General features: G+C 69.6%; 12 protein-coding genes. 9 read left to right on the top strand and 3 right to left on the bottom strand.

Annotated elements, in window-relative coordinates:
• Window positions 1-152 precede the first annotated feature (152 nt).
• Window positions 153-896, top strand: coding sequence for a hypothetical protein (locus QOZ81_RS10930; protein WP_291206777.1), 744 nt, complete (start codon window positions 153-155; stop codon window positions 894-896).
• Window positions 897-957: 61 nt separating this feature from the next.
• Here the strand turns inward: QOZ81_RS10930 and QOZ81_RS10925 are convergent, their stop codons facing one another.
• Both QOZ81_RS10925 and QOZ81_RS10920 read right to left on the bottom strand, forming a co-directional pair.
• Window positions 958-1,905, bottom strand: a complete 948-nt coding sequence (locus QOZ81_RS10925) for a diacylglycerol/lipid kinase family protein (RefSeq protein WP_291206781.1) — start codon at window positions 1,903-1,905, stop codon at window positions 958-960.
• The gene (locus QOZ81_RS10920; protein WP_291206784.1) at window positions 1,902-2,795 is read right to left on the bottom strand and encodes an RluA family pseudouridine synthase; all 894 of its coding nucleotides are present in this window, start codon (window positions 2,793-2,795) and stop codon (window positions 1,902-1,904) included. The genes QOZ81_RS10925 and QOZ81_RS10920 overlap by 4 nt, the downstream gene beginning before the upstream one ends.
• A gap of 87 nt (window positions 2,796-2,882) precedes the next feature.
• Between QOZ81_RS10920 and QOZ81_RS10915 the strand changes: the two genes are divergently transcribed.
• The gene (locus QOZ81_RS10915; protein WP_291206787.1) at window positions 2,883-5,999 is read left to right on the top strand and encodes a C45 family autoproteolytic acyltransferase/hydolase; all 3,117 of its coding nucleotides are present in this window, start codon (window positions 2,883-2,885) and stop codon (window positions 5,997-5,999) included.
• Window positions 6,000-6,155: 156 nt separating this feature from the next.
• A complete protein-coding gene (locus QOZ81_RS10910; RefSeq protein WP_291206790.1) occupies window positions 6,156-6,551 on the top strand; it encodes a hypothetical protein in 396 nt (131 codons plus the stop codon).
• A 28-nt stretch (window positions 6,552-6,579) separates the two neighbouring features.
• On the opposite strand, the gene QOZ81_RS10905 is transcribed toward QOZ81_RS10910, so the two are convergent.
• A complete protein-coding gene (locus QOZ81_RS10905) occupies window positions 6,580-7,008 on the bottom strand; it encodes an RrF2 family transcriptional regulator (RefSeq protein WP_291206793.1) in 429 nt (142 codons plus the stop codon).
• A 126-nt stretch (window positions 7,009-7,134) separates the two neighbouring features.
• Between QOZ81_RS10905 and cysK the strand changes: the two genes are divergently transcribed.
• The 6 genes from cysK (at window position 7,135) to QOZ81_RS10875 (ending at window position 11,839) form a co-directional block, all read left to right on the top strand.
• Window positions 7,135-8,100 (top strand): cysteine synthase A, encoded by a 966-nt coding sequence (gene cysK, locus QOZ81_RS10900; protein ID WP_291206796.1) that lies wholly within the window; start codon window positions 7,135-7,137, stop codon window positions 8,098-8,100.
• A gap of 134 nt (window positions 8,101-8,234) precedes the next feature.
• Window positions 8,235-8,636 (top strand): GntR family transcriptional regulator, encoded by a 402-nt coding sequence (locus QOZ81_RS10895; RefSeq protein ID WP_291206799.1) that lies wholly within the window; start codon window positions 8,235-8,237, stop codon window positions 8,634-8,636.
• Window positions 8,633-9,538 (top strand): ABC transporter ATP-binding protein, encoded by a 906-nt coding sequence (locus tag QOZ81_RS10890; protein ID WP_291206802.1) that lies wholly within the window; start codon window positions 8,633-8,635, stop codon window positions 9,536-9,538. Before QOZ81_RS10895 ends, QOZ81_RS10890 begins: the two co-directional genes overlap by 4 nt.
• Window positions 9,535-10,332 carry a hypothetical protein gene (locus tag QOZ81_RS10885; RefSeq protein WP_291206805.1) on the top strand — a complete coding sequence of 266 codons (798 nt, stop codon included), beginning with the start codon at window positions 9,535-9,537 and terminating at the stop codon, window positions 10,330-10,332. Before QOZ81_RS10890 ends, QOZ81_RS10885 begins: the two co-directional genes overlap by 4 nt.
• Before the next feature lie 22 nt (window positions 10,333-10,354).
• Entirely contained in the window at window positions 10,355-11,011 is a 657-nt protein-coding gene (locus QOZ81_RS10880) for a CAP domain-containing protein (protein WP_291206808.1), read from the top strand.
• A gap of 42 nt (window positions 11,012-11,053) precedes the next feature.
• The gene (locus QOZ81_RS10875; protein WP_291206811.1) at window positions 11,054-11,839 is read left to right on the top strand and encodes an MlaE family ABC transporter permease; all 786 of its coding nucleotides are present in this window, start codon (window positions 11,054-11,056) and stop codon (window positions 11,837-11,839) included.
• Window positions 11,840-11,843: the final 4 nt, after the last annotated feature.

Here is an 11,843-nt window from a genome sequence, read left to right as displayed (position 1 = left end):
CGGATGGCATGGGTCTGGCATGATAGAAGTTCCATTCCGATCCAAGGAGGTGTGCGATGCGAACCTGGTTTCCGCAACACCGTTTCATGACCGCAGTTGCCGGGCTCGCCCTGGCATCGACCCTCTGTGGCGCTTCGCCACAGGAAGGCAAGGTGCCACGCCCCCAGCCCCAGTCGCCCCGGGACAAGGGCAACAGCGCCACCCTCCCCGCCCCCACCCCCCAGACGACGCGGGAGCCCGATGCCAGGCTTCCCAAGCCCGGCATCATCCATCGGACGACGGATCCCGGCCGCACCCGCGTGAAGGTCAGCTACTACCCGGGCACCCGGACCATCGTGCCGCCCCCCTGGGTCCGCTGCACGTCGATGCCGACCCTGGACTACTGGCGCGGCCGTGACCTCATGGCCGAGATCCAGTGGCTGTCCAGGAGCGGGTTCATCCCGGTGAGCCCCATCGGGGACAGCGTCGACCTCCTCACGGACTACGTGCAGACCCCGGCCGGCTGGCGTGCCTACGGCATCTCCGTGCCCGCTGGCGGCACCGTCCAGGTCGAGGTCCAGCACACCAAGACGGCCTGGTTCCGCCTCATGCTCGTGGACAAGTGGGGCACCCCCGGGCCCGGGATGATGCAGGCGGCCATCGCCCACCAGCCCGTGATGGTCACCTACAAGAATCCGAAGGATGAGGCCACCGCCATCTACGTCATCGTGGATGATCCCGCCTGGTGGTCCGATGCGAAGGACCCCTACACCCTGGCGATCCGCCGGGACTGGGATCCCGCCAAGACCGACCTCAGCCAGGTGAAGATGGTGGCCGGCCTCTGGGGCGCCAGCCCCAGCGTCAGCGCCGAGTTCCGGGGACCCAGCCTGACCGGGCCTGCCGTGTATCCGCATTGAGCATCTGTGTCTCTTACGCAAAACCGGCCCCGCATGGGGCCGGTTTTGCGTAAGACCGACACTAGGTCCAGGGACATGCCTCCGAGACCTGCATCCGGAAGGCCCGCGGTTCGACGGTGAGCTCGGCGCGATCGCGCTCGGCCACGGGCTCGCCATCCAGGTGCCAGGGCAGGGGGCGCTCCAGGCGCATGGTGGCCTTGCGGAAGCGCCCCTCGTGGCGGAGCGCCGTGCGTCCGCCTTCCCGGAACAGCACGTGGGCCTCGGTCAGCAGGTCGAACCAGGAGGGACGCGCCAGGGTCGCCCACTGCAGGGCCCCGTCGGTGGGATCGGCCCCCGGGGCGATCCACAGCCCCGAGCCGTACTGGGGCAGATTGGCCAGGCAGAGGCTCCAGGCGGTTTCCGGCAGGTCGGGCTGGGGGCCCTGGAAGGCGGCCCGGATGCGCTCCAACCGGCCATGGTCCGCAGCCATGGGCTCGGCCTGGGCGTCCCAAGCGAGGCGGGTCTCAGGCCAGCTGCGCCACAGCTGCCAGCAGGCCCGGGCATAGGTGCCGAAGCCCCGGCCGGGCATCGCGTCGAAGCGGTGGGCCACGGCGGCCTCGAAGCCGGTACCGCAGAGGTTCAGGAAGGGCTCGCCATCCAGTCGCGGCAGGTCCATGCGCAGCTCCCGGCCTTCCAGCAGGCGCCGCAGCGCCCCGGCGGGTTCCAGCGGCGTGCGCAGGCCGCGCACCAGCCCGTTGCCGCTGCCGCCGGGGATCGCGGCCAGGGGCACGGGACAGCCGCGCTGGATCAGGGCCTTCGCCGCATGGTGGATCGTGCCGTCACCGCCCCAGATGAAGAGGGGGCCCTCGGCGCGCTGGGCCTGGTCGATGGGCGGTCCGAAGTCCCAGGGCGGACCGAAGGGCAGGGGCTCCACCCGGTCCCGCAGCTCCGCGGGCAGCGGCCGCAGGAGGGCATCGGGGTCCTTGGGGGAGGTGCCGGAGGCCGGGTTGAAGAGCAGCGGCAGCTTCATGCGCGGAACCGCTCTGGCGGCGCCTCCAGCCGCAGGTCTTCTCCGGTGACGGGATGCTTCAGCCCCAGCCGCCAGGCGTGGAGCCACAGGCGGTCGGAGGCGGCGCCGCCATAGAGGGCGTCGCCCACGATGGCGTGGCCCAGGTGGACGAGGTGGACGCGGATCTGATGGGTGCGGCCCGTGTGGATGCGGGCCACGATCCAGTGGCCGGGCACGAGGCCGGCGGTTTCTTCCGCCGTGGCGGGGCGGAAGTCCGTGCGGGCGGAGCGGGGCTCGATGAGATCGACACCGGCGGAGCCGGATTGGGGGTTGGCGGTGCCGAAGCGGCCGGGATCGGCGCCCCGGATGCGGCCGATGGGGGCGTCCACGGTGCAGGCCTCCAGGGGCGCGGAGATGCGCGCCAGGTAGAGCTTCTCCAGATCGCGGCCCGCGAAGGCCTCGGCCAGGCCCTTGTTGGCCTTGGGATCCTTGCCCAGCACCAGCAGACCCGAGGTGCCCTGGTCCAGGCGGTGGTGGAGGAACAGGCTCAGGTCCGGGCGCTGGGTCTTCAGCAGGGCCAGCAGGTCGTGGCGGTCCGTGGCCCAGGTGCCCTGGGTGGCGAGGCCCGCGGGCTTGTCCACGGCGATGATCCAGGCGTCCTCGAACACCACCGGGATGGGGGTGGTGGGCACCGGCGGCAGGTCGGGATCGAAGGCCACCCGCACCTCGATGCCGGGTTTCACCACCTTGCCCGCCACCTTCACGCGCTTGCGATCCACCTGCACGCCGCCCAGCTTCAGGGCCTCCCGGGCCGAACGCCGGGACAGCTCCGTGCGCTTGGCGATGAGCTGATCCAGGCGCAGCTCCGCGTCCTCGGGGTCCACGGTGAAGGTCCATTTGCGCAGCGTCATGGTTCCAGAGTAGCTGGTGCCCCGGATTGCCTCAAAAAGCGAGGCAATCTGGGGTGAGGTTTGGCATGCTGGTGGGTGGAGGCTCCCATGATCCGAATGCTTCGCGCCGGGCTGTTGATGGCTGTGACGATGCTGGCCACGGCCGCCGACCTTCCCCTGTCGGGCTGGGCGCTGAAGCCGGGGTCCGCTGCGAGCGTCTCGGGCCTGCGCCTGGCGGCCACCGCCGCGGGGACGGAAGCCACCCTGGCCTCGGGTCCGGTGACCCTGAAGGTGGGCGAGCTCTACCGCCTGAGCGCCACCATCCGCACTGAAGGCGTGACGGCCGATCCTCTGGCCCGCTATCCCACCGCCCTGGGCGCCTGCCTGTCCATGGAGAGCTTCCCCTTCACCAACGCCTCGCAGAGCGTCGCGGGCACCTCGGAGCGCAAGGTCTCGCTGCTGTTCCTGGCCACCAGCCCCACGGACCGCGCGCAGCTGCACCTGGGCCGCAACGGCAAGGCCACGGGCGCCGCCACCTTCAGCGCCGTGAAGCTGGAGAAAGTGGAAGACGTCACGGCCTTCATCCCCATGGAAACCGTGCGATGGGCGGGCAAGGGCTTCCGCTACGAGATGGGTGGCTGGACCTTCCTGCACATCGAAGGCGCGCCGTACGCCCGAGGGCGCCAGCACGGCGAGCTCATGGCCGATGAGATCGTGCGCTACATCACCAAGCTGGGCGTGCTGAAGAACAATGCCGACCCCGTGCGGGGCTGGGCCGACCAGCGCCAGGTGGCGGATGCCCTGTTCTTCCGCAAGTACGACGTTGAGTTCCTGGAGGAGATGAAGGGCATCGCCGATGGCGCGGTGAAGGCCGGCGCCAAGTTCCGGGGCCGGGACCTGGACCTGCTGGACATCGTCACCCTGAACAGCGCCGTGGACATGAGCCAGCTGCAGGAGGGCCTCAACCATGCCGCGCACCCGCTCAGCGGCCGTACCTTCATGACCGGCGACGACGAGGTGGAGAAGGCCGGCAAGGGCGACCACTGCTCCTCCTTCGTGGCCACGAAGGGCGCCACCAAGAGCGGCCGCTTCATCTTCACCCAGCTGTTCATGTGGAACGGCTACACCGGCACCGAGTGGGGCGTGATGCTGGACATCGTGCCGGAGAAGGGCCACCGCGTGGTGATGCAGACCTTCGCGGGCGGCATCCACAGCGGCACGGATTGGTACATCAACGGCTCGGGCCTGGTGATCGGCGAGACCACGGTGGGGCAGACGCCCTTCAACCCCGAGGGCACGCCCCAGAGCAACCGCATCCGCAAGGCCGCCCAGTACGCCGCCACCATCGACGAGGCCGCGGCCATCCTCTTCAAGCAGAACAACGGCCTCTACACCAATGACTGGACCATGGCCGACACCAAGACCGACGAGGGGGCCTGCTTCCTGCTGGGCACCGAGAAGACGAAGCTGTGGCGCACCGGCGCCAAGGGCAAGCCCGCGGACACGCCCGGCAACCACCGCGACTTCATCTGGGCCAACAACAACAACCGGGACCTCGAAGTGCGCGGCGAGTACGGCGCCAACCCCGAGAACGCCCCGGCCGATCTCGCCTTCAACACCTGGAACCGGGACATCGCCTTCCAGGAGGCCTTCCGCACCTACGGTAAGGGCGGCTTCGACATCGATGCTTCCACCCGCATCCTGGCCAGCAGCCCCATCAACCGCCCCCACGCCTGCGACGGCAAGCTCACCACCTCCGAGATGGCTGAGAAGCTGGTCTTCATCGCCCACCAGGGCAAGACCACCCTGCGCGAGAAGCTGGTGGGTGGCCGCTTCATCGCCGACCTGCCGGGCGCCACGCCCCACCTGACCCATGGGTACACGACCTTCAGCCCCATCTGGGTGACGGAGAAGCTCCAGGCTGCCAGGGCCGCCTGGAGAGAGGAAAAGCAGGCGAAGGCTGCGCCCTCGCCGGATGTGAGCGGGATGAAGGAGGCGAATGGCTATGAGGCCAAGGGCCTCTGGTCTGGCACCGTGAAGCCCGCCACCGATGCGGAGAACTGGTTCGTGAGCGCCTCCGCGGCCTACTGGCAGCAGCTCAAGGGCCTGCCCGCCGCGCCCGCCAAGGCTTTCGAGGCCCAGGCCGCCACCCTGGCGGACCTGAACACTCGCTACCTGTACCTGGATGCGAAGGAAGGCGCCCAGGCGCCCCTGGCCACCGCCACCGCCTACGACCGCTACGGCGCCTACCAGATCCCCCGCATCCGGGGCGTCTTCGCCCTGCACCAGCTGCGCCTGCACCTGGGCAACGCGGCCTTCGCCAAGGCCATGCGCACGGTCCATGAGCGCTTCAACGGGAAGCCCGCCCGCACGGCGGACCTCATCAAGGCCCTGTCCGAAGGGGCGGGCCGCGACGTGGCGCCCATCCTGAAGCCCTGGCTGGAGCGCGCCGACCTGCCCACGCCCCGGATGAAGGTGGACGTGAAGAAGGCCGAGGCCGGCTACGCGGTGACCCTCACGGTGGACCAGACCGGCTTCGCCTATCCCTTCGTCGCCGCCGTGAACCTGGAGACCGCCAAGGGCGCCCGCCTGGAGCGCATCCAGATGACGGGCGCCACCGGCACCTTCACCTTCCCCAGCGAGGCCCAGCCCACTCGGGTCACCTTCAACACCGGCAACGACATCCCCGTGGCCCGCGCGAACTTCTGGGTGCTCGGCAACGTGCTGGATGACTGGACCGCCACGCGGCTGATCTATGGCACCGCCCGCGAGGTCGAGGCCCAGCGCACCCTGGCCCTGCAGTACCGGGACACCCTGGCCGAACTGACCACCGAGGTGCTGCTGCCGGTGCAGACGGATGCCGAGGTGAGCGACGCGGAGCTGGCCGCCAGCGACCTCCTCCTCTTCGGCGGCCCCGCCGACAACGGCGTGGCCGCCCGGCTCCAGGCCGAAGGCCGCTTCCCCGTCGAGGCGGGTCCCGGCTGGTTCAAGTGGCAGGGGCGCACCTACGGCCGGCCCGATGACAGCCTCATCGCCGCCTTCCCCAATCCCTGGAACCCCAAGCGCTTCCTCGTCGTGGTGCTGGCCAACAGCCGCATCCAGCAGTGGGCCATGACCAAGGCTTGGCCCCGCGGTCTCCCCGGCTGGGGCCTCTACCGCGGCGGCGACGTGCAGTTGAAGGGGCACGCGCTGGCCGAGCACGCGAGTCAGGAGTTCAAGCCCTGACGCAGATTCCACGGAGAGCAGGAAGCCGCCAAAGGAGCCGGGGGCGGTGGTTGGAATGAGTTCGTTTTTATGGAATTTTTCTTTGGCGGGAGCGCGGCTGGGGGGTAGCTTGGAACTGCTATCCCAGTTGGTAAAAATTTTACAAGTGAGCACTCGATGCCCTACCTGACCGAACTGATCCATGAGGGAACGGGCCTCCTCCGCCTCGGGCGGGGGGTCCTCACGGGCCAGGAGATCCTCGATGTGATCGCCGCCTTTCCGGAGGGCATCTCCACCCCCGAGCGCATCACCCATTGCCTGGTGGATCTGACGGGCGTGACCAGGCTGGAGGTATCGAACCGTGAACTTGAAGCCATCGTCGCGACGGACAGCCTGAAGCTGAAAGGCACGAACCTGACCCGCGCGGCGATCGCCGCGCCCGAGGATCTGACCTACGGGGTGTCGAACATGTACCGGGGCCACGCCTCCCACTCGGGCATCGAGATCCGGGTGTTCCGGACCCTGGCCGAGGCCAAGGCCTGGCTCTGTCCGGACGGGACCGCCAAGCCCTGACACCCGCTGATGACGAATCAGCTGCCCGCTAGATCGAGTACCCGTGGCTGTCAACCTCCAGGGCCTGCTGGCGGGTGGCGAGGTCGGCGAGGGTGGTGGCTTTGAGGACGGCCCGGGCGGCCTCGGTGCTGCGGGTCCAGAGCTCGCGCACGGCGCGGGCGCCGTGGGTGGCGTCGGGGGGGAGGCTGAGGCCGCCAAGGCGGCCCTCGAGGGTTTCCAGCACCTCCAGGGCACTGATGTGGCTGGGGTGGCGGGCCAGCTCGCAGCCGCCGCTGGGGCCGCGCTGGACCTTCACCAGCCCGGCAGTCTTGAGGCTGCCCAGCAACACGCGCAGGAACTTGGGCGGGAGCCCCTGGCGGCCGGCGATGGCGTCCACCAGGATGGGGCCGCGCCCCGCCTGCAGCGCCAGCTCCACCATGAGCTGCAATCCATAACGTCCCTTGGCAGAACCTTTCATGATCGAACCTCCGATGCCATCCTAGCTCAAGTATATAATCAAAACAATTGACAAACTTGACAATTTTTCATTCCTTTTCATACTTCAGATTCCGGGCCGCGCCCGATCCCTGAAGGAGGTGCATTCATGAGTCTGGCCACCGCCCCCATCACCCGGCCCAACCGCGTGGAACACGCCTACGACCTGGTGGGCTACACCCCCGTGGTGCGCCTGAGCCGCATCGTGCCGGCGGGTTCCGCCAAGGTCTACGTGAAGCTGGAAAGCGCCAACCCCGGCGGCAGCGTCAAGGACCGCATCGCCCTGAGCATGATCCAGGACGCGGAGGCGCGGGGCGTCCTGAAGCCCGGCAGCACCCTGCTCGAAGCCACCAGCGGTAACACGGGCATCGGCCTCGCCTTTGTGGCGGCGGCCAAGGGCTACAAGATCACGCTGGTGATGCCCGACACCATGACCCAGGAGCGCCGTGCCCTGCTCAAGGCCTACGGCGCGACGCTGGTGCTGACGCCGGGTTCCGGCGGCATGAAGGCGGCCGTGGACAAGGCCCAGGAGCTGGCAGACGCCGATCCGAACTACTTCCTGGTGCGCCAGTTCGACAATCCCGCCAACCCCGCCGTCCACCGCCGCACCACGGCGCTGGAGATCCTGGAGCAGGTGCCCGAGCTCGACGCCTTCGTGGCGGGCGTGGGCACCGGCGGCACCGTCACCGGCGTGGGTGAGGTGCTGGCCAAGGAGAAGCCCGGCACCCTGGTGGTGGCCGTGGAGCCCGAGACCTCGCCGCTGCTGAGCACGGGGCAGGCGGGTCCCCACAAGATCCAGGGCATCGGGCCCAACTTCGTGCCCAGCATCCTCAACCGCGAGGCCTTCCAGCGCATCCGGCCCGTGGGCTATGACGACGCCATCGCCATCGCCCGCCGCCTGGCCCGGGAGGAGGGCCTGCTCACCGGCATCAGCACCGGCGCCATCGTCTTCGCGGCCCTGGAGGTGGCCAAGGAGCTGGGTGAGGGCAAGACCGTGGTGGCCGTGCTCTGCGACACCGGCGAGCGCTACCTGACGCACCCCCTCTTCGCGGAGATCGACGGGCCCGCCATCTGAAGCCATCCCATCGAACCAGCGTCAACCGAGGGCTCTCCGGAGCCCTCTTTTTTTGGCCCACCCCTTGACGGCAGGTCTGTCTGCTTTACTGTATTAGTTCACTGATACAGTAACCCTCGCCCGGGAGGCACGGGATGAAGACCCTTCTTCAAGTGGACCCCGCCGAAGCGGCCCCCCTCTGGCGACAGATCGAGGAGGGCGTGCGCCGCCTGGCGGCCTCCGGGGGGCTCTCGGCCGGGGCGCTGATGCCCTCGGTCCGGGACCTGGCCCGGGATCTGGGGGTGAACCCCAACACCGTGGTGAAGGCCTACCAGCACCTCGTGGAAGCCGGCGTGCTGGCCGTTCGCCGGGGCGACGGCACCTACGTCGCGGACTCGCCCCCGGCCTTCCGGGCCAGCGAACGGGCGGCCCTGCTGCGCGAGGGCGCCCTCCGCTACGCCGCCACGGCCCTGACCACCGGGGCGGACCTGCCCGAGGCGACGACCTTCCTGGCGGCAGCATGGAAATCCATCACCCGTAAGGGAGGCAAGTCATGACGATCACCCAGGCACCCCCCGCCGTGGACTGCCGGAACCTCAGCGTCCGCTACGGCCGGATCCAGGCCCTGGACGAGGCCTCCTTCACGGTTGCGCCCGGCCAGGTCTACGCCCTGCTCGGGCGCAACGGTTCCGGCAAGACCTCCCTGGTCCGGTGCCTGCTGGGCCACCAGAAGCCCCTCGCGGGCCGGGTGGAGCTGCTCGGTCAGGACGTCTGGTCCCGCCGCACGGAGCTCATGCAGCGGGTGGGCGTGGTGGCCGAGGAGCCGGACGCGCCGCCGGCCATGACGCCGCGCCAGCTGCTCGGGTTCTGCGCGGACCTCCATCCCGGGTGGGATGCGCTCGCCGCGGACGACCGGCTGAAGCGCTTCCGCGTGCCCCTCGACGTCCCCTTCGGGAAACTCTCCCGGGGCCAGAAGGCGCAGCTCGCCCTGACCCTGGCGCTGGGCCCCGGGCCCGAACTGCTGGTGCTGGATGACCCGACCCTGGGCCTGGATCCGGTGGCCCGGCGCGAGGTCTACGACGAGCTGCTGAGCGAGCTGGCGGACCGGGGTACCACCATCTTCATCACCACGCACGATCTCGCGGGCATCGAGGGGATCGCCGACCGGGTGGGCATCCTCCATGAGGGACGGCTCCTGCTGGATGGCAGCCTGGAGGAGCTCAAAGCCCGCCACCGCAAGGTGAGCTGGGCGCCCTTCCAGGCACTGCGGCCCGAGGAGCTGGCGCCCTATGCCCCGCTGCGGATTCGCGAAGGCGGGCTCGGCGGCGAGGCAGTGCTGTCCCAGGGCGATCCCGCGCGGTTGCTGGACGGCGACCGACCGGACCTGAAGGTGCATGCCCTGTCCCTGGAGGAGCTGTTCGTCGCCCTGGTGGGCGCGGAATCGGAGGTAGCCTCATGACCACCCTCGCTGTCTTCCGCCGGGAATGGATCGGCCGCCGCAACGTCTTCCTGCTGGCCCTGGGCATGGGCTTCATCCAGCTCATCGGGCTCCGATTCGATCCTGATGGGGGCTCCCTCCACGACAAGGCCACCTTCATGGCCATCGGCACGGGCACGCTGTTCGCCTGGGTGGTGGCCGCCCTCTTCGGCGCCACGATGGTGGGGCGCGACCTGGAGGAGCGGCGCTTCGGCTTCCTGCTGAACCAGCCGCTCCGGACTGGCGAAATCTTCGCCGGCAAGGTCGGGGCAGGGGTCGGCATGGCCGTGTTGTCCGCCGGTCTGCTCTGCCTCCCGCCGATCCTGCTGGGCGGCATCTGGAGGCAGCTCCCTCTGAAGGAGGTCAGCCGGATCATCGGCCTGTGGCTGGCCGGGGGCATCGTCCTGCTGCTGTTCTTCCATGCCGTGTCCATCCAGGTCCGGTCCCGTTCTTCCTGGCTGGCACTGGATCTGGCCGCCTGGTCCGGCTTCGCCTGGGGCGTGCGGCTGCTGAGCCGGAGGCTGATCTCCGCCGGGGCCTTCGAAGCCATGTTCCATCTCTGGCTGGTGCTGCTGGTGGTGGTGACGCTGGGCCTCGCGCTGGCGGGTTACCTCCAGGTGGCCGAGGGCAGGGCGGACCTCCAGCGGGGCCACCGCTGGGTGTCGGTGACGCTGGCCACCAGCCTGGGGCTGGCCCTGCTGATCGGCTGGGCGCAGGTGGCGTGGGTGCTCAAAGATGGCCCCAAGATCCGGACCGTATCGCCCAGGATCCGCTAGAGTCGTCTGTCCCGAGGCCCTCATGCGGAACTCCGTCGCCCGTCTCATCCGCCCACTCCTTCCGGTCCTGCTGTGGGCCGGGTCCGGCCTCGGCCTTGGCGCCCAGGTGCCCGCGGAGAAGGCCACGGCCTTTGAGCGGGCGGTGGTCCAGGAGATGAGCGACGCCCGCATCCGACCGAAGGCCTATGCGAAATACCTGCGGGAGCTGCGGGATGCTTTCGAGGGAAACCTCTGGCACCGGCCAAGGCGGGTGCCCCTGCGCACGGACGAGGGCGTGGCGGCGCTGGATGAGGCCATCGCCTTCCTCGAGGCTGCCCGCCCGGTGGGGCCGCTCCGCTTCAACGAGGGGCTGGCCCTGGCCGCCCGGCGGCACGCGCAGGACCTGGGCCCCCGTGGGGCCCTTGAACACGTGGGCTCGGATGGCGCCAAGCTCTCCGACCGGCTCAACCGGCTCGGCACCTGGCATGGCCTCGTGGCGGAGAACATCAGCACCGGCGAGCCGGAGGCGCGGCAGGTGGTGATCCAGCTCCTGGTGGACGACGGCGTGCCCAGCCGGGGACACCGCCACAACCTCTTCAACCCGGATCTGCACCAGGCCGGGGCGGGCAGCGCGCCCCACCGCGACTACCGCGTGGTGACGGTCATCGACTACGCGGACGGCTTCGTCCCGAATCCCTGAGTGGCCGATTCCTGCTAGCCTGGGCCATCCCTTGGGTGAGAGATGGCTTTCCTTGCGCGGCTTGGCGCGCCCGTGCGCGGCTTCCTGGAGTTCCTGGGCGACCAGGCGCACCTGGTGCTGCGGACGCTGCGGGGCGCCCTCCTGCTGCGCCTGGACCAGCTGGCGGTGGTGGGCAGCCAGACCCGACTGCAGATCCGCTTCACGGGGCTCGATGCGCTGTGGCTGGTGAGCGGCACGGCCCTGCTGCTGGGTGCGGTGACCCTGATCCAGGCCTTCAGCCAGCTCTCGGGCCTGGGCGCCGAGAACTACATCGGCGCCCTGATGGTGCTGATCATCCTGCGCGAACTGGGCCCGCTGCTCACGGCGGTGCTGGTCATCGGCCGCAGTGCCACGGCCATCTCCGCGGAGCTGGGCGCCATGCAGCTGAACGGCGAGGTGGACGCGCTGGCCACCCACGGCGTGAACCCCTACCAGTACCTGCTGCTGCCCCGCTGGCTGGGTGTGCTGGTCTCGGTGTTCGCGCTGGTGGTGTTCTTCGACGCGGCGGCCCTGGGCGGCGGCTTCCTGGTGGCGAAGCTCAAGTACGGCATCACCTTCGGGTTCTACATGGACTCGGTGCGCCAGGCCCTGTCCAATCGCGACTTCGCGGCCACCCTGCTCAAGGTGGTGCTCTTCTCGGGGGTCATCGCCTTCCACGCCTGCCACTTCGGATTGCGCATCCGCCGCAGCCAGACCGAGATCCCCCAGGCCGTCACCAAGACCGTCGTGTCGGCGCTGGTGGCCGTGTTCTCCCTGGACGGCCTCATCGCCGCCCTCCTCTACTTCTGACGGG

Source organism: Geothrix sp. (genome assembly GCF_030219325.1).
Classification (GTDB): domain Bacteria; phylum Acidobacteriota; class Holophagae; order Holophagales; family Holophagaceae; genus Geothrix.
This window is presented reverse-complemented; position numbering and strand designations above follow the sequence as displayed.

Coding starts and splice junctions, on each gene's coding strand:
- QOZ81_RS10880 (WP_291206808.1), top strand. CDS start 10,355: ATGCGGAACTCCGTCGCCCGTCTCATCCGCCCACTCCTTCCGGTCCTG.
- QOZ81_RS10905 (WP_291206793.1), bottom strand. CDS start 7,008: ATGAAAGGTTCTGCCAAGGGACGTTATGGATTGCAGCTCATGGTGGAG.
- QOZ81_RS10910 (WP_291206790.1), top strand. CDS start 6,156: ATGCCCTACCTGACCGAACTGATCCATGAGGGAACGGGCCTCCTCCGC.
- QOZ81_RS10885 (WP_291206805.1), top strand. CDS start 9,535: ATGACCACCCTCGCTGTCTTCCGCCGGGAATGGATCGGCCGCCGCAAC.
- QOZ81_RS10920 (WP_291206784.1), bottom strand. CDS start 2,795: ATGACGCTGCGCAAATGGACCTTCACCGTGGACCCCGAGGACGCGGAG.
- QOZ81_RS10915 (WP_291206787.1), top strand. CDS start 2,883: ATGATCCGAATGCTTCGCGCCGGGCTGTTGATGGCTGTGACGATGCTG.
- QOZ81_RS10925 (WP_291206781.1), bottom strand. CDS start 1,905: ATGAAGCTGCCGCTGCTCTTCAACCCGGCCTCCGGCACCTCCCCCAAG.
- cysK (WP_291206796.1), top strand. CDS start 7,135: ATGAGTCTGGCCACCGCCCCCATCACCCGGCCCAACCGCGTGGAACAC.
- QOZ81_RS10890 (WP_291206802.1), top strand. CDS start 8,633: ATGACGATCACCCAGGCACCCCCCGCCGTGGACTGCCGGAACCTCAGC.
- QOZ81_RS10875 (WP_291206811.1), top strand. CDS start 11,054: ATGGCTTTCCTTGCGCGGCTTGGCGCGCCCGTGCGCGGCTTCCTGGAG.
- QOZ81_RS10895 (WP_291206799.1), top strand. CDS start 8,235: ATGAAGACCCTTCTTCAAGTGGACCCCGCCGAAGCGGCCCCCCTCTGG.